Raw genomic sequence first — 16,822 nt, 5'->3', positions numbered from 1 at the left:
GCCCCGGGCGGGGGTCCCGGACACCCCATCAGTTACCTGCACAGGGTTGGCCTGCAGCGCAGCGGAGGCGGGGAGTCCAGATCGTGGCTGACCCATTGACAGCCGGATCGGTCCTCGTGGATGATCACGTCACATCTTGAGTCGGGCGGGGGTTTCCGGCTTTCTTCGGGTAATGCGGAGGCCAGGCCGGGCTCCTTGTCCGAGCGGCCCGCCTTCTGTCATAAAAGGTGCTGCACCGTCTTTATCCGAAGCGTATTCCAGAACGACTGTTTACTGTACTGTCCATAAACTTTCCGCACACTCGCGCGAGAGGCGCCCCGAGTACGGCCGTAGGCCGTCCGGGGTGATATTTTTTATGATCCGCGCGGCTCCGGACGACTACCCGGCCGACATCCGGCGGGGACACGCACCTTCCGCCCCACCACACCGCAGGGCGCCGACCGGGACCTTCGACGACAGGTACCTCTCGCTATGACCACATCTCAAGAGCTCGGACTCGACGCACCCTTCGCCGTGTACGAGCACGTCGGGCAGGGCGCCGACGACGACGCGTACCTGCACGCGTTGGCGGTTCCGCGCAATTCCGGCGCGCAGGCCCGGATCCCCGTGCTCGGTCCACCGACCGCGGCCCACCACGCCGTCGAGGCGGTCAGCACACCGGCCCCGCAGCGCTCGCCCGGGCAGCCGGGCGCCGTCGTCGTGGTGTCCCCGCCCGGCTCCGCCGTGGCCGACATCGCGGCCGCGCTGGCCGAGTCGGTGGGCGGACGCCATGTCGAGCCGGCGGACCTCGGCGGGATCGGGCGCGCCTGCGCCGGTGCGCGGCACGTGGCGCTGGTCGCGCTGGCGGGAGAGATCGGCGAACGCGAACTCGCCGCCGCGCAGGACAGCCTCTGGCAGGAGTTCGGCGGCGGCGACGGCGGCCACCTGGGCCTCCTGACCGGCGTGACCCGGGCGGATGTCGCCTGGCTGATCGCCAAGGGGCTCGGGCTGCCGCACCGGTCCGCGCCCCAGGACCCGGCCCTGCGGGTGTGGTCCGCGCTGGAGTCGCTGGAACGCAGGGTCAGCAGCAGGGTGCTGCTGGCCGAGGATTCGCGGACGAGTGTCCTGCGGCCACTGCTCACCGAACAGCGCTGGCGGGACCTGTCGTTGATGACGCACGGGCGCGACGACGCCGCCATCTTCAACGACATGGTGGTGTGCGCTCCCGGCCCGCTGCGGCTGGAGCCGGACGACCCCGAGCGCGAGCGGGCACCGGCGTGCGCCTTCACCGGCCGCTGCTACCGGCCCGGCGTCGAGCCCGACCAGGTGGTCAAGGCGGAACTCATCCTCGCGGACGCGGTGTTCGCGAACGTCTGCATGTCGCTGAGGGTGTCCGACGGACTGTTCCCCGCGCGCTACCTCCTGCCCCACGGCTTCGTGCGCGGCACCGCGGCGGGCTTCATCGGCTCGCCGATGGTGGTGAACGGCTCGGCCAAGCTGGCGGACGTCTTCCACGCGTGCAGCGCCGGCGGGCTCACCCTCGGCGAGACCGCCACCGTCATGAACGACCACCTGCGCCACGAGCGGGTGGACCTCCCCAGCTTCACCATGCTCGGGCTGCCGTGGGCCCGGCTCGCCGACCCGGACCCGGCCGCCTGGGACGCGTTCGCGCAGCTGCGCGCCGAAGCCGGAACGCACTGGGGAGCGGCGAGGGCCACCGCGCTCTCGCTCTCCGCCGAGACCCGGACCGGCCGGGCCCTGGTCCTGGCGACGTCGCCGAGGTCGGCGGCCGCCCTGGCCGCCGTGCCCGGCGCCACCGCCCTGCCCGAGGTCGACACCGATGACGTGTCCGACCTGAGCGCCCGGGCCCGGGCGCTGGGCCGGTCGATGACCAACCTCGACGACGTGCCGCTCCTGGGGCTGCGCTACTCCCGCCACGGCAACGTGATGAACAACGTCCGGGCCCAGGTGACCAGCCTGGCCACCGCCCTGTCCCGGGCCGCCCTGGCCGGGGACATCGACCGCCTCACACGGCGGTTGGACACGGTCGTGCAGGCGGTCGAGCGGGCGGAGCTCGGCCTGGCGGAGGCGCTCGCCCAGCGGGGCGTGAACGGCATCCAGACCTTCAACGACATCTGGGGCGAGCGGTTCGAGTACGACGAGCCCGAGTTGAGCGGTGAGGACTGCCCGTACTGCGGGCGCGCACTCGTCTGGCAGCGCGCGACCCACTCGGTGTTCGGGCGACTGCGGCGCACGGCCACCATATGCCCCAGGTGCGTCGTCGTCATCGACTCCGACGACGCCTCTCCGGTCACCTCCGCGCAGCTCGCGTGCGAGGAGTCGTGGTCCCGCGACAGCAGCCAGGAGGTCACGCTGACCTTCCAGCTCGGCCCCGGGCACGCGGCGGGGTCCACCGTGGCGGCGGCGGTGTTCGTGGCCGGCGCGGAGAAGATCGGCATCGGAGCCGCGGCCGTCGAGCGCATCCGGCCGGACGCGGCCGGTACGGGCCGACTGACCGTCAAGGTGGCGGTAAGTCAGGAGGCGCGGCTGCACCAGGAGTACGTGCGCGGACTCGTCGTCGCCGAGGGAACGGTCGTGGTGGTGACCAGGCCGGTCTGGGTGCGCCCCGCGGCCACGCCCGTCGGCATCGGACAGCGGCCGGTGGCCGGGTGAACCCCCTGAAGCGACTCGCTCCGCGCCCGGGCGCGCTGCTGCCGCAGGACGGCGCGCAGCGGCTGCTCGCCGGCATCGCGTTCCTGGTCACGTTCGGCTACGGCATCTACCTGACCGGCGAGGTGCTGTACCTGACGCAGGGCCTGCACCTTCCGGCCGGTGAGGTGGGCCTCGGCATGGGCGTGGCCGGGGCCGTCGCCCTGGCGGCCGGCATCCCGGTGGGCCACCTGGCCGACAGGCACGGCGCGCGCGGCGTCTACACCGTCATGCTGCTCCTGTGCGGCCTGGCCATGATCGGACTCTGCTTCACCCGGACGTTCTGGCCGTTCCTGTTCTACGCCACCGTCTTCTCCTTCGCCCAGACAGCCGGCTACGCCGCCCGCAGCCCGTTGATCCAGCACTACGCCGGAGACCGGCCGGCCGAGTTCCGCGGCTACATCCGGGCGCTGACCAACGTCGCCTTCGCCGCCAGCGCCGTGTGCGCCGGGTGGGCGCTCGAACTGAACACCCGCAGCGCCTACATCGCGATCATCGCGCTCGGCGCCGTGTGCCACCTGGTCGGTGCGGTGATGGCATGGTCGATCAAGAGCGTCCCGCTGCGCCGGGCGGAACAGCAGGGCCCGCGCTGGGTCGCCCTGCGCGACCGCCCCTATGTGGTGCTGTCCGTCCTGGACGGGCTCATGTCGGTGCAGTACCGGGTCCTCACCTTCGCGGTACCCCTGTGGCTGGTGGGGTTCACGTCGGCACCGCGCTGGTCGGTGTCCTCCGTGGTGCTGGCGAACACGGTGATCGTGGTCTTCTTCCAGGTCCGCGCGAGCCGGAGCATCACGTCCGTGGCCACCTCCTCCGCCGCCTTCCGCCGGGCCGGCTTCGCCTTCCTCCTCTCCAGCGCGGTGTTCTCACTACTCCCCGGGATGCCACCCTGGGCGGCCGTGGCTGCTGTGCTCACGGCCGCGACGGTGCACTCGATCGGCGAGATCTGGCAGGCCGCAGGCGGCTTCGAGCTCTCCTTCGCGCTGGCCCGCCCGGAGTCGGTGGGCCAGTACCAGGGCCTCTTCGGCATGGGGCTCGGCCTCGGCACCGCGGTCGGGCCCGCTGTTCTGACCGCGCTCTGCATCGACCTGGGACGCCCGGGCTGGTGGATCCTCGGAGCCGGCTTCGCCCTGACCGGCCTGGCGGTCCCGGTGGCGACCCGGTGGGCGGAGCGCGCGACGCACCGGACGCAACCGGCGGCGGAACCGGCGGCGGAACCGGCCACCGGTTGAGGCATCGACGGCGCGGACCGGAGCGGTCCGGAGCGGCCCGGAGCGGATCTCACGTTGCGGGCCGCTGCGGCGTCCACGAGGTGTGCACCGGACGAGGCCGCCCGGAGCGCCGGTTCGGCAGAGGGAGCAAAGTGATGAGGACCCGTGCGATCGTGGACCAGCCGCTGTGCGGGCTCACCGTGGTCGGCGAGGACGGTGCGCTGACCGGCGTCTACTTCGAGGGGCACCACCGCGGCTGAGGCGACCCCTTCATGCCCTCCGGGGTCAGGTACTTCAGCCTCCGTGTTCCGGTGAGGGCCGGCTGAGCCGGGTCGGTCTCCGTGCCGAGGATCGTGCGGCCGCTTTCGGACGGGGGCATGCCGAGGGCCCGACGCGCGGGTCGGGTGCTCCTGGATCCTCGGGTCGTGGGTGGTCGGTGGGGGTTTCGTGGGGCCAGGGCCAGTCGGCGGCGATTCGTAGCCATTCCGCGGGTGATGCGGGCGGCGGTGTGCAGGAGGCGGTAGCGGAGCTTTTTGGGTTCGGCGGTGCGGGATCGGCTGGACCCGTCCCCGCCTGGCCTGCCCCGCCTCTGTTGCGAGACCCTCCCGCCCCGGACGCCCACCCGGCCGGCCCAACCTCCGCCGAGCTCCCAGCTACGACGTCGGACTCGCCCTGGTCACCGACCGATAGCGAACAGGCAGGCGAGAACTCGAACACGGCAGAAGGATGATCACCGGAGGTAGGACGACAAGTTGAGGAATCCAGCACCAGCCTTCACGGCATCGGGACTTGAGCCTGTCCAGCTCTGCCTTCATCTGAACGGGCTGTTCGCACGGACCAGAAGTCGGTCCGTGCGAACAGCCCGTTCAATCAGGAACGACGGTCACGACTCGGTTCGTCAGGCCACCTTGACGCCGGACCCGAGGGTCCACTTCTGGTTGGCGCCGCCGTTGCAGTTCCACAACTCCAGGCCGGCGCCGTTGGGGTTGGTGGCCCCGGTGACGTCGAGGCAGAGCCCGGACTGAACGCCGGTGATCGTGCCGTTGGAGTTGACGTTCCACTGCTGGTTGGTGCCGCCGTTGCAGTCGTAGATCTCAACGTGCGTACCGGCGGTGGTAGCGCCGCCGTGGGCGTCGAAGCACTTGCCCAGCACCTTCAGCGTCTTGGCCGAGGAGCTGTAGGTGATCTTCTGGTTGGCGCCGCCGTTGCAGTCCCACACGTCCAGCTGAGTGCCGTTCACCAGGGCGCTGTTCGGGTCGTCGGCGCAGCGGCCGGAGAGGCCGCTGGTCAGGTCGCCGCCGACCGGGGTCGAGGAGCCGGACGGGGTGACCTTGAACAACGCGGACTCGTGCGGGGCCAGACTCCGGCTGACGGAGTTGGTGAGAGTCTCGTTCGACTTGCCCCAAAGGTTGCGCACCGTGGCGGAACCGCTGAACCCGAGGTCGGAGAAGTTGGCCGTCACCGTCGCGTTGCCGGCCCGGTCGGAACGGTTGAACAACGCCACCGTGTAGCTGCCGTCCGGGTTCTTCTGCTTCGTGGCCCACACCTGCAGATCGTTGTTGTTCGAGATCTGGCTGGCCACCACGGAGTCGGTCTGGTTGACGTTGGTGACCTCGGCGTTCTTCAGCATGTTGAGGTCACCGGCGTCCAGGTTGGTCAGGTCGCTCCCCAGCATCATCACCGACCGCGTGATCGCCCACAGAGTGATCACGCTCTGCCGCTCGTTCACGGTCAGACCATTGTGGTCACCGTTGCCGACCTCGATCGAGTCCGGGTCGTTCCAGCCACCCGGACCGGCGTACTGCCCCCACTGAGCCAGGTTCGCCCAACGCGGCCCGACGTTGCTCCAGGTGGTGAGGGTCGAGCAGTAACACTCGATGTCACCGCCCGTCCGCCAGCTGTTGGAGTACTGCTGCCAGGTCTTGATGTTGTTGATGTCCAGGGTGTTCGACAGGCCGTAGTGGATGGTGCGGCCGGTCTGGTTCAGCGCCTTCGACCAGGCGATGACGTCGTTCTGGTCGCTGGTGTGCACGCCGTCGATCTTGATGTAGTCGACCCCGTAAGAGGCGAACAGGTTGGCCCACGAGTTCACGAACGCCTGTGCCGCGGTGGGGTTCTTGTTGTAGTCGATGAAGTACATGACGTCGCCGAACCCGCCGTAGTTCGACTCGAAGGTCGACGTGCTTGAGACGATGTCCCGCGCATGGTACGACGTGCCCTCGATCGGGGTGTTCTGGTCGTACGCCGCCTTCGGGATGCCCGGCGTCACGTACATGCCGAACTTCTCACCCAGGCCATGGATGAAGTCGCCCAGGTTCTTCATGCCGTTCGGGAACTTGCCGGTGTCGACGACCCAGCGACCGTACTGATCGACGGTGGTGCCGGGGTTCTTGATGTAGTAGTCGTCCAGGTTGATGTACTTGTAACCCGCAGACATCAGGCCCGAGTCGTGCATCGCCTGAGCCTGGGCCTTGATCTTGGCCTCGGTCGGGTTGTTTCTGACGAAGCTCCAACTGCTCCAGCCCATCGGCGGCGTCCGTGACGCGCCGTTGTCCTGGGCTTGCGCGGGCGTCGAGCCCGTCAGGGTGGATATGAACAGCGACGACGCCAGGGCAACCGTCGCGACGAGCGCGCGCTTGTACATGACTCTCCTTCGAGTCGATTGACTTCACGTCAGGTGTTTCATGCTGTTCAGTATTGAGCCCCAGTGTTCGATCAGGTGTCAATGCATCCGACAAAGTAGACATGATCGAACAGATTCATTCAGCTCCGGACTGGCGCGGCAGCTGTAGTTCGTTGATCGGTTGGTCGGTGATGTACCGCCCCGACGGCAGCGCCCTCTGGTCCACCAGTACCTACAGTTACGGCCACCACTCGGCCGGCACCGAGTCCGGCAGCACCGGCAAGGTCCGTTGGGGCGACTTCGGCGGCGACGGCAAAGCCAACGCCTTCACCATCGCCGACAACGGCTCGATCAGCGTCAAGCTCAACAAGGGCTGCGACGTCGTCACCAGCGGCTGGTACCTCCGCCCCAGGATCACGAACGGAGCCATCACCGCCGAACTCTCCAGCGGCGGCGACGACTTCGCCACGCCGGGCCGGTACGACCGGAGCCGGATCCTCCCCGCCGTCCGACCCCCTCCCTCGCACAACGGTGTCCCGGCTCCTCCGAGTCTTCAGTCGGGCGGAGGCTCGTTCGCCGGGCGCTCGGAGGCGGGCGTGGTCGCGGTTGTACTGCTTGTAGTACTCGGGCAGTTCATGGTGGTTGTCGTAGGGGCACGGACGGTCGAGCCGGCGCCTTGGTAGGCGCGGTCGGCCAGGGCGAGGATCTCGCGGGTCGGGCAGGCCTGGACGATGCCGTGGGCGCGGGCGGCGGTCAGGTCATGGGTGCGTCCGGGCAGGGCACGGGAGAACCACGGAGGAGTGCCGTCCGGTGTGGTGATGACCTGCGCATTCATTTCGTCCCACCTGACACTGCGTGAGCTGGATGTCGTACCGCCGTCGGACACCCTGGTGCACATCTGCGAGAACCCCCGAGTGGTCGAGGCGGCGGCTGAGACCCGCTGCGGGGGCGTCCTGGTCTGCACCTCGGGCAGCGCCTCCACCGTCGTCCTCGAACTCCTCGAACTCCTCGAACTCCTCGACACCCTCGCGGCCGCCGGCCTGCGGCTGCGGTACCACGGCGACTTCGACTGGCCGGGCATTACGCTCGCCAACCGCATCATCCGACGGTGCTCGGCCCTGCCGTGGCGGATGGCAGCCGAGGACTACGAACAACTCGCCGTCCACGCCCGGGACCAGGGCAGCCCCGGCCTCCCGCTCGTCGGCGCCCTGGTGGAGGCGAGCTGGGACGCCGACCTCGCCGCCGCCATGACGGTACTGAACGTGGCCCTGCACGAGGAGTCGGCACTCGACCGGCTCGTCGCCGACCTGGCACCGGGGAAACCCTGACCACGGGACCAGCCGTCAGGAGAGCGCGAGTCAGTCAGGACGGAGGACTGAGCCCGGCCGCAGCGGGTTCGGGCAGCGGTGGATGTGCGGGCCTGCGACTGTGGTCGCGTCGGTGTCCCGGAATACGCTGGGTGGTCATGGACTGGCTGGAGCGGGTGGCGAAGCTGAGACGGTGGACGAACAACGACGTTCGGGCGCCGCACAAACCGCTGTTGCTGCTGTACGCGTTGGGCAGCTTCCAGCGCGATGCCGACGGCGAGCTGAGGTACAGCGCGGTCGAGGAGGAGCTGAAGCGGCTGCTCGAAGAGTACGGGCCGTCCCATCCGACCACCCCCGCCTACCCCTTCCACCATCTGGTCAGTGACGGCGTCTGGGAGGTCAGGACCGACAAGGGGCCCGGGAGCCCCGGAAGTGGAGTGCGGGTCCTTCGCTCCAGCGGCGCGACCGGGAGGCTCGCGCCGGAGTTGCGGGTGGCGCTGAGGAAGGAGCCGGTGCTGCTTGGCCGGCTGGCGCGGGTGCTCCTGGACTTCCACTTCCCGCCGTCGCTGCACACCGATCTGTGCGAGGCCGTCGGACTCGACCTCGATCTGGACCTGGCCGGGACCGAGGGCGCGACCGGAGGCATCCCGGGTGGGAGGGAGCGGACGGCGCGGCGGCAACGGGACCGGCGGATGCGCGAACTCGTCCTGACCGCCTACGAGTTCCAGTGCGCCTTCTGTGGCTACGACGGGATGCTGGGCACGAGCACGGTCGGCCTGGAAGCAGCCCATGTGCGGTGGTGGTCCTACGACGGGCCGGACGAGGTCGACAACGGCCTGTGCCTGTGCTCCCTGCACCACAAGCTCTTCGACAAGGGCGTCCTGGGACTGGGAGAGGGGCAACGCATACTCGTCTCCCAGCGCTTCGTCGGACGCAGCGAGGCCAGCAGACAGCACGTGCTCGCCCTGACCGGACGGCCGGTCATCGGCCCGCAGGCCGGGATTCCACCGGTCGCGGACCGGCACCGGAAGTGGCATGCCGAACAGGTCTTCCGCGGCGAGCCCCGGAAATCCCCGAACCCGCTGTCCAACGTCTGACCGTGGCCGTCCGACCACCGGCCCATCAGCGTTGACCACACGGGCAGTCGGGCGGACGTCAGCTGTGACGGCCGTGCCACACCTCGACCCGCCCCGCCCGCTGCCCGGTGACCAGCTCACGCAGCTTGGTACGCGTCTCCGGGTCCGTCGAGTACACGACCGTGCCGATCATGCCGCGGGTCAGCAGCACCTTGTAGGTGTTGCGGATCAGGCGGTCGATGTCGGCGTCGCTGGTGGACTTGCGGAAGACGGGGTCCTTGGAGGCCGTCCGGTCGGTGGTCCATCGGTCGGTCCGCCAGACGAGGTCCGGCCCGAGGATGACGCCGCTCCAGTCGTACTCGAAGCCCTGGGCGGTGTACACGCAGCCGACCTGGCCGAAGCCGGCCGGGTCGGTGGCCCACAGCGCGGCCGGAGGCGCACCGGCGATCGAACGGTCGCCGTACACGTTCCACGGTCGGGCCCAGTCACCGATGCGCACGTCGAGCGGGAGCGGATCCCCCGGTGCGACCTTCGTGGTCCACTTCCAGCAGTAACCGGCCGACATGCGGGCGCCGTATCCCTCCGCGCGCCGGGCGTCGAGGAACGCCTCCAGCTCCTGAGGGGTGTCCACGACCTCCAGGACCACCTTGCCGTCGGGTTCCCAGCCGACGGGGCCGCCGGGCTCCAGCCCCAGCAGGCGCACCACCCAGCGCAGGTAGGCGTCGCTGCCGCCGCAGCGGAACTGGCTGTCCAGCTCGACCACCTGGCACTCCAGGCCCTTCACCGCGGCAGCCGCCCTGATCTGGGCCACCGTGCCCATCTCACCCGGCCGGACGACCTGGTGCTCGTCCAGCAGGAACACCGGCACCCGGGCGGCATCGATCAGTTCCTCGATCTGGGGCTTGCCGGTGCGCCGGTCGGCCCGGGTGTACCGGTTCGCCGACGTCTCCCGGATCCGGTGGGCCTCGTCGCAGATCAGCACGTCGAACCCGTTGCGCTCGGCCGTCATGAAGCTGTTGAAGTACTTGAACAGCTCCTGCACCTGCCGCTTCCGCGCCCCGGCCACCCGCCGCATCGTGGTGGTGAACGAACTGGACCCGGTCGCGTGGAAAGCCGTCACACCACGCCGGTACAGATCACCCAGCAGGGACAGCGCGATCACACTCTTCCCCGTGCCCGGACCGCCCGTGATGACCACCACCTGCTTGTGGTCGGACTGCTGCGCCCGGCGCACCGCGCGCAGCACCAGCTCGTAGGCGACCCGCTGCTCGTCCAGCAGGACGAACTGCTCGCGCTCGCGGACCTCCTCGGCGGCCACCGCCATCAACTGCCTGGACGGGGCCACCTTGCCCGCGAGCAACAGGTCCGCCGCCTCCGCACCGGAGACCGGCTTCAGCTTCGAGCGCAGGTACTCGACGAACTCCCCGCGGCGCTCGGCGGTGAAGAGCCGGCCGCGCTCGTCCTGCGACACCTCGTAGAGGCCCTGGACGCCGAACTCCGTCGCATTGTGGAGGAAAGCCACCCCGGACAGCCGCTCGGGGTGGTCGGCGAGAGCCCCGTTGAAGGAGATCAGGTAGTCGCAGTAGCCGCGGACCTGCTCGATCGGATTCAGCACCGGCCGGGTGTACGCGTCGACCCGACACAGCAGCGGCTCGCCGTCCTCCGGGAGCGCGCTGCTCCACTGCTTGAGCTCGACCACCACGTACGAGGGCTCCCCCGTGCCCGGGTGGACGCCGGCGAGGACGACGTCCGCGCGCTTGCTGTTCAGCGGGAGCGCGTACTCGAGGAGCACCTCCACCATGCCGAGCCCGGCGTCCAGGAGGGCGTTGGTCAACTCCGGGATGCTCATCTCCCAGGAACGCACCTCGGACGGGCCGGGCTTATGGCCGTGCTGGTGGACGAACTGGTCGATGAGGCGCACGAACAGTGATCCGGCCAGCCTCTCGGCGGCGACCGCGGACGCGGAGTCGCGGAACAGCAAGACATGCTCCCAGGCAGCACGAAGTGACTCGTGCGGGTGGGGGCATGTCCCTGGAGGGAAGCCCGGCGGGCCGCGCTGATGACTGGGCCAAACCTACAGCGGAGTGTCTGCGCTCGTGTCCGAACGGCTGAGCATTCGCCAACGCAAGGCGGGCTGCTGATGGGCCGCGAGAATGGCCTTCGGCTGTCCTCGGTAGCGGCAGTGGCGCATGCCCGCGGCCGTGGGCGAACTCGTTGACCGTGCTCTCCACTCCTGAGCGGACCGCGTAGCGGCCTTCCAGCCGGGCGTCTGTTGCTCGGCGCGGACGCGGAGTTGCAGGTCGCGGAGTTCTCGCGGGGGAAAGCCCACGGTTCGGGCACTGTCGGCGGTGGTCGTGCAGCGGGTGCGGACCGGGCAGGGACGACACCGGCTCATGGTGAACCGAGCCACGATCAGCGGTGCCGCGGTGGGCGAGGACGTCGGATACGGGCCGTGCCAGCCCCTGCTGACCTCGCCCTGAGGGCAGGTGACCTGCTGGCGGTCGAAGTCGATGTGGAAGTCGTCCCGGTCGAAGCCTCGCCTCGGCGGTGCTGCCGGGTGGGGTTGCCCGGCAGTGGTCCGGTGACGGTGACCTGGTGTTCGCGGGCGGCCTGGTCCAGGTGGACCGGAGAGGTGTAGCCGCTGTCGACCAAGTGCTCGGCGGGCAGCAGGCCGCGGCGCGCCAGGCGGGTGTGGATGCCGGGCAGGACCTGGCTGTCTTGCGTGGTGGCCGCGGTGGTGGCCACATCCGTGATCACGTTGGGGCCGTCAGGGGCACAGGTCTTGGTGAGATGGGCGGCGAAGCCCTTCCAGCTGATGATGTGTCCGTGACGTGCGTGGCGGGCCGTGGTGTCGTAGGGGGAGATGACCGCCCGGGGACGAGGGGGGCAGGCCCGGCCCGCCGTCCTCGTCGGTGCGCCGGAGCAGGCGTCCCGCGGTGTCGCGGTGGTAGTTCTGCACCATGATCTGCCGCAGGGCCTGCACGCGGGGGCCGGACGCGGGGCCTGCCCTGTGCTGGTAGAGGTGTTCCAGGAGCCGGACGGCGTTGTCGCCGGTGGCGAGGATCCTGGTCTTGGGCTTGGTGGGGTCCTTGCCAGGACGGACCGGGCGGCCGTAGCGGCGCCCCCACTCCTCGTCGACCAGGCCGTCCAGCAGGTGCCCGGCGCTGTCGGCGACCTCTTCCGGGCGGCCCGTACTGCCTCGGTGATCAGCTCCAAGCGGGTCAGGTCGCGCACCACGGCCAGGACGTGGGTGGAGTCGGTGCGCCGATCGGTTGTCCGGAGGATCGAGCGATCAGCCGCAGTGGGAGTCGAAGCCGCCGCTGATGTTGTCCCCGATCCCGCCCTGCCAGTCGATGCAGGAGTTCGGTGCGTAAAGGTACACCGGGCCGGCGTAGGAGGTGTAGTAGTCCTCGTCGAGATCCGCCCAGGTGGAGGCGCCGGCCTTCTTCAGGCCGGCGAGCATCAGCAGTGCGGGGCCCGGGTTGTTGCGGGTCGTCACCACGCAGTTCTTGCCGGTGGAGCGGTTGTACGTGAGCCAGACCGTGCCGCCGGAGTTGAGGTCCCGGTGGTCGATGGTGCTGTAGCCCGAGCCGCAGGCTCCGTTGTAGGAAGCCGCCTGGGCGGTCGTCGGTACGGCTATCGCGGTGGCGCCGGCCACCAGGGCCAGCACTCCGGCCCGGGCGACGGTTCGCTTGGTTCGCTGGTGCATCTGGTACTGCGCTCCACTCTCGTCCGACCCGCCAGGGGCTGTTCCCGGACGGAAGTTCGAGAGCGTAGGCGGTGGCGGTATCAGCCCCGTATCGCCGCGGGGGCGCGGGCGGTGACGGCCGGTCCGCATCGGGCGGCCGGCTGCGGGAGGTGGCTCCGCGCGCAGGAGGTTCCGGTGCGTAGCCGGGACGGTGACCTCCCGCACACCGGCCAGCAGGGCCCCGGTCAGGCGGACGTCCTCGATCACGATCGCCAGGTCGCCGACCGGCAGCCCCTGCAGGGCAGTGCTCCGGGGGTGAGGTGAGTTGGGGGGTGAGGTGAGCTGGGGGGTGAGGTGAGCTGGGCGCAGCAGGGTGTCGGCCGCCGCGGGGTGGAGGTGGACCGGCGTGGGCCGGGGGTCCAGGTGCAACGGGCGGCGGTGTCCGGGGGTTGGTCGTAGGTGCCGGATCCCGCTCGGCCCTCGACAAGGCCCTCGCGGATCAGCTGTTCCCGGGCCTGTTGCAGGACGCTCGGTCCGACCTGGTACTCGGTGGCGAGCCGGGCCCTGGAGGGCAGCCGGGTGCTCGGCGTCCACTCGCCCGCGGCGAGCCGACGGCGCAGATCGTCGGCGACTCTGCGGTGGGCGGGATCTCGCTGGTGGGACGTCGGTGGCCTTCGACGGTGGCGGTGGTCGCCGGGCCTACCGGCAGTCACCGTGGCGGGGGCCGGATTGAGCTTCCGGGATGATCTCAGCTTGGCTTTTGTCCTCGGCGGGCTTGATGTTCCTTGGCTCCCCGGGGAGCGGCTGGTGGCCGGCGGATCGCGCGGTCCAAGGCGCAGGGCGGTCCGGCAGCGGAGGCCGCCGACGAGCGGTAGAACGTAAGGGTGGAGAACGAGAGCAGCCCGGACGAGGACGCACGGCCGTACGGTGTGGCGCGGCCGGGGATCGACTACCGGGCTCTGTTCGCGGTCGCCCCCAGCTCCTACATGGTCCTGGGCCCGGATCTGGTACTCGCCGACGTCAACGAGGCGGCCTGCCGGGCGACCGGCCGTACTCGGGAGGACCTGCTCGGGCGGTATCTCTTCGACGCCTTTCCGGAGAATCCGGCGGACCCGAATGCTGACGGGGTGCGGAACCTGCACGCCTCCCTGCACTGGGTCCTGCGTTCGAGGGAGCCGGACACGATGGCGCCGATGAAGTACGACATTCCCGTCGCCGACCGGCCCGGCGTGTTCGAGGAACGGTGGTGGTCCGCGATCAACACCCCGGTGATCGGGACGGACGGGCAGGTGGAGTGGATCATCCACCGGGGGGAGGACGTGACCTCGTTCATCCTCTCCCGGCCTCACCCGCGAGAAGGCGGGGCACTCAGCGACGCAGAGGCGATGGAGGCCGAACTGTACGCGCGGGCGCGCGAACTCAAACGGCTGAACGAGGAACTGCGCCGGGCCCACGAACGGGAACGCCAGGTCGCCATCACCCTGCAGGAGGCCATGCTCCACTCGCCCCACCTGGCCCGGCACCGGGACACCGCGGTGCGCTACCTGCCGGCCGCCGGTTCACTGAACGTGTGCGGCGACTGGTACGAGGTGGTCGACCTGCCCGAGGACAGGTTCGCCGTCGCGGTCGGCGACGTCGTCGGCCACGGCCTGGAGGCCGCCGCCGTCATGGGCATGCTGCGCAGCGCGCTCTCCGCCTCCATCCGGGCCGTCGAACGGCCCGCGAGGGCCCTGGACATCCTGGGCCTGTACGCACGCTACGTGGAGGGTGCACTGGCCACCACCGTCGTCCAGGCCGTCATCGACACCCGCGCCCGCCGCATCATGTACAGCAGCGCAGGCCACCCGCCCCCCGTCCTGCTCCACCCGGACGGCACCCACGACCTTCTGGACCAGGCCACCGACCCTCCGCTGGGGGCCCGCCCCCAACACGTCCCACGCCCTCAGGCCGACCTGCCCTACACCCCCGGCGACACCTTCGTGCTCTACACCGACGGTCTCGTCGAACGCCGCGGCGAGGACATCGATGTCGGCCTGCAACGCCTCACCGACGCGCTCGCCCGCCACGCCCGCCACAACCCCGAACGCCTTGCGGACGCCTTGCTCGCGCACCTCGGCGTCAGCAGCGGCGCCCGCGACGACATCGCCCTGGTCGTCATCCGCCTATGACCCGCGCACCCAGGGCCGTACGGCGAGGGCCGGAACGGGGCGCCCCGCACCCGGTGCGAGGGCCGTGCACACAGCCACGGCCCTCGCACCCACTCCGCAGTCCGACACCTACGGTGGCTTTGTTCCCGGACCCGACAGCACCTGCGTGCGCTCGGGAGACGTCGGCGGTGCGTCGTGGTTCGGGATTCATGAGGAACGACAGCACCGGCGCAGCCCGCCGTCGCAGAGCTGCTGACGCCGACAGAGGGCAACGACGCCAAGCTCACCGACTGGATCACCACGGTTCGCGCCGCAGACCTGCCCCACCTGTACTCCTTCGCCAACGGGCTGGAACTCGACCGCGCCGCCGTCGACGCCGGGCTCACCCTCCCGTTCCACAACGGCCGCACCGAGGGCGTCAGCACCCGAGCCAAACGGATCATGAGAAAGATGCACGGCCGAGCCGGATTCCCCCTACTCCGCCACCGCATCCTCCTCTCGTGATCACTACACAGCGCTACCACCGATTACGAGGCGGAGCCGTTCCTTTTACAGACCCGCTGAGCCCGTTCCCGGGCGGGGCGAGGTCCGGAACCCCGGGTGGGCGTCACGGGTGGTGACCACCCGGTTGGCTTGCACCGGCGGGTTTCGGGATGCGGAGAGGGTTGGCTTCGGTCCATGACGGCACTGGAGACGGTCAGCGCACCGGTCGGCGTACGGCATCCGTACGAGGTCAGCGATGTGCTGGCAGCGGCCGGCGCCGTCCCGTTCTGCACGGGGAGGGGTTCGGCCGCGGTGTCCTGGGAGCGCTTCGCCGGGCCCTGGGCCACCAGGTTGCCGCACCTGTCACAGCGGCGTCTCCGGAGGGCGTTCCCCCATGGGCACAGCTGTCGGACGAGGCGTACGCCGCACGTACCGAACCGCTGGGGCATGACGGCCGCACGGTGGAGTCGGACTACGCCCACGGCGTGTACGAGTCGCTTGCCCGGGTGTGCGGCCATCATGATTACCCGCCGGTGAACACCGCCTGTCCTGCTGGTGGTCGATCAGAAGTGGAGCATGTGCTGGAAGGAGGACTCGGCGCTGCTGACGCGGAGGTGGCTGCGGGTGCCGTAGGCGAGGGGGTTGTTCCAGTTGTACTCCTCGACGTCGAAGGAGCCGTCGGAGTAGACGGCGTTGACGTAGGCGACGTGGCCGTAGTCCCCGTGGGTGTCGTTGACGGCGATGGCGCCGACGGTGGGGGTGGTGTTGACGGTGACGCCGACGCGGCGGGCGGCGTCGTCCCAGGTGTTGGCGTTGCCCCAGGTGGTGCCGCCCCAGGAGTTGCTGAAGCTCGGGACACCGAGACGGCTGGCGATGCGGTACGCCGCGAAGGCGGTGCAGTTGTTGGCGGAGAAGCCGCGGGTGCCGTGGTCGAAGTCGTTGGTGGGGCTCTGGTTGCCGCCGCCGCTGCTGCCGAGGAACTGGTGGGAGGCCTCGTTGTTCTTCAGGGTGGCGTTGAGGTTGCCCTTGGCGCCGGAGGCGAAGTCCTGGCTGGCGCCGGCGTAGCCGCTGTTGAAGTAGACGCGGACGGTCTTCCCGGTGCGGTTCCACACCGATGCGGCGTTGTTCTTGACGCAGACGCCCTGGCCGCTGCCGGCGCTCTTGAATTCGTAGCAGGTCGGCTGGGTGTCTCCGAGGTCGCTGATGGAGCCGGTGAAGTCGGAGACCGAGCCGGCTTCGTCGCTGTTGTAGTAGTAGCAGAACTCTCCGCTGTCGCAGACTCCGTCGCGGGACGCGGCGAAGGCGGGGGCGGAGGTGGCGGCGATGAGGGGGACGGCCATGGCCAGTGCGGTGCCGGCGACGGTGAGCGTGGTGCGTATGTTCTTCATGGCTCTCTCTTTTCGTGACGTGTCATCGACGGGTGCTTCGGTCGTGCTTCGGTCGTGCTTCGGTCGTGCTCGGGTGGTGCCGTACGGGGTCAGTGGGTGCGCTGGTACTCCTCCCAGGTCTGGATGGGGATGCGGGGGCCGTCGTCGGCGGCGTGGTTGGCCAGGCCGTTGAGGCCGAGGTAGTAGTCACCGGTCTGGTTCTGGGCCTGGGTGG

The 16,822-nt window shown here is 69.9% G+C and carries 11 protein-coding genes and 2 pseudogenes; 6 read left to right on the top strand and 7 right to left on the bottom strand.

The genetic code is table 11. From position 1 onward, the window contains the following. The first annotated feature begins 471 nt into the window (after nt 1-471). Entirely contained in the window at nt 472-2,652 is a 2,181-nt protein-coding gene (locus SNE206_RS33170; protein WP_407917250.1) for a hypothetical protein, read from the top strand. After that, on the top strand, nt 2,649-3,917 hold the full coding sequence (locus SNE206_RS33165) for an MFS transporter (protein WP_407917249.1): 1,269 nt from the start codon (nt 2,649-2,651) through the stop codon (nt 3,915-3,917). The genes SNE206_RS33170 and SNE206_RS33165 overlap by 4 nt, the downstream gene beginning before the upstream one ends. A gap of 877 nt (nt 3,918-4,794) precedes the next feature. Here the strand turns inward: SNE206_RS33165 and SNE206_RS33160 are convergent. Together SNE206_RS33160 and SNE206_RS33155 are read right to left on the bottom strand one after the other, a co-directional pair. Continuing rightward, entirely contained in the window at nt 4,795-6,540 is a 1,746-nt protein-coding gene (locus SNE206_RS33160) for a glycoside hydrolase family 27 protein (protein ID WP_407917248.1), read from the bottom strand. 521 nt (nt 6,541-7,061) lie between these two features. Further along, nucleotides 7,062-7,360: pseudogene (locus SNE206_RS33155) on the bottom strand (transposase family protein); the annotation flags it as partial. Here SNE206_RS33155 and SNE206_RS33150 point away from each other — a divergent pair. Together SNE206_RS33150 and SNE206_RS33145 are read left to right on the top strand one after the other, a co-directional pair. Beyond that, nucleotides 7,338-7,847, top strand: coding sequence for a DUF2399 domain-containing protein (locus tag SNE206_RS33150; RefSeq protein WP_407917247.1), 510 nt, complete (start codon nt 7,338-7,340; stop codon nt 7,845-7,847). The pseudogene SNE206_RS33155 and the gene SNE206_RS33150 sit on opposite strands and share 23 nt — an antisense overlap. Nucleotides 7,848-7,984: 137 nt before the next feature. Next, nucleotides 7,985-8,923: a phosphorothioated DNA-binding restriction endonuclease gene (locus SNE206_RS33145; RefSeq protein WP_407917246.1), complete on the top strand. Its 939-nt coding sequence runs from the start codon at nt 7,985-7,987 to the stop codon at nt 8,921-8,923. Nucleotides 8,924-8,981: 58 nt separating this feature from the next. On the opposite strand, the gene SNE206_RS33140 is transcribed toward SNE206_RS33145, so the two are convergent. The 4 genes from SNE206_RS33140 to SNE206_RS33125 form a co-directional block, all read right to left on the bottom strand. Beyond that, a complete protein-coding gene (locus SNE206_RS33140; protein ID WP_407917245.1) occupies nt 8,982-10,883 on the bottom strand; it encodes a DNA/RNA helicase domain-containing protein in 1,902 nt (633 codons plus the stop codon). Nucleotides 10,884-10,976: 93 nt separating this feature from the next. Beyond that, nucleotides 10,977-11,414: a transposase gene (locus tag SNE206_RS33135; protein WP_407917281.1), complete on the bottom strand. Its 438-nt coding sequence runs from the start codon at nt 11,412-11,414 to the stop codon at nt 10,977-10,979. 780 nt (nt 11,415-12,194) lie between these two features. Continuing rightward, nucleotides 12,195-12,611, bottom strand: a complete 417-nt coding sequence (locus tag SNE206_RS33130) for a spore-associated protein A (protein WP_407917244.1) — start codon at nt 12,609-12,611, stop codon at nt 12,195-12,197. Nucleotides 12,612-12,853: 242 nt separating this feature from the next. Next, a complete protein-coding gene (locus SNE206_RS33125) occupies nt 12,854-13,303 on the bottom strand; it encodes a winged helix-turn-helix domain-containing protein (RefSeq protein ID WP_407917243.1) in 450 nt (149 codons plus the stop codon). Nucleotides 13,304-13,576: 273 nt separating this feature from the next. Between SNE206_RS33125 and SNE206_RS33120 the strand changes: the two genes are divergently transcribed. Together SNE206_RS33120 and SNE206_RS33115 are read left to right on the top strand one after the other, a co-directional pair. Beyond that, the gene (locus SNE206_RS33120) at nt 13,577-14,758 is read left to right on the top strand and encodes a PP2C family protein-serine/threonine phosphatase (RefSeq protein ID WP_407917280.1); all 1,182 of its coding nucleotides are present in this window, start codon (nt 13,577-13,579) and stop codon (nt 14,756-14,758) included. Between the two features lie 222 nt (nt 14,759-14,980). Beyond that, nucleotides 14,981-15,241: pseudogene (locus SNE206_RS33115) on the top strand (ISL3 family transposase); the annotation flags it as partial. Nucleotides 15,242-15,783: 542 nt separating this feature from the next. On the opposite strand, the gene SNE206_RS33110 reads toward SNE206_RS33115, so the two are convergent. After that, entirely contained in the window at nt 15,784-16,608 is an 825-nt protein-coding gene (locus SNE206_RS33110; RefSeq protein WP_407917242.1) for a CHAP domain-containing protein, read from the bottom strand. Between the last annotated feature and the right edge of the window lie 214 nt (nt 16,609-16,822).

This window comes from Kitasatospora sp. NE20-6 (assembly GCF_045862635.1).
Note: the sequence above shows the minus strand (reverse complement) of the source record. Positions and strands in the feature narration are given on the sequence as shown.

Excerpts from the sequence above, each read along its gene's own strand:
- SNE206_RS33170 (WP_407917250.1), top strand. The coding sequence starts at position 472 with ATGACCACATCTCAAGAGCTCGGACTCGACGCACCCTTCGCCGTGTAC.
- SNE206_RS33145 (WP_407917246.1), top strand. The coding sequence starts at position 7,985 with ATGGACTGGCTGGAGCGGGTGGCGAAGCTGAGACGGTGGACGAACAAC.
- SNE206_RS33150 (WP_407917247.1), top strand. The coding sequence starts at position 7,338 with ATGACCTGCGCATTCATTTCGTCCCACCTGACACTGCGTGAGCTGGAT.
- SNE206_RS33120 (WP_407917280.1), top strand. The coding sequence starts at position 13,577 with ATGGTCCTGGGCCCGGATCTGGTACTCGCCGACGTCAACGAGGCGGCC.
- SNE206_RS33160 (WP_407917248.1), bottom strand. The coding sequence starts at position 6,540 with ATGTACAAGCGCGCGCTCGTCGCGACGGTTGCCCTGGCGTCGTCGCTG.
- SNE206_RS33110 (WP_407917242.1), bottom strand. The coding sequence starts at position 16,608 with ATGAAGAACATACGCACCACGCTCACCGTCGCCGGCACCGCACTGGCC.
- SNE206_RS33130 (WP_407917244.1), bottom strand. The coding sequence starts at position 12,611 with ATGCACCAGCGAACCAAGCGAACCGTCGCCCGGGCCGGAGTGCTGGCC.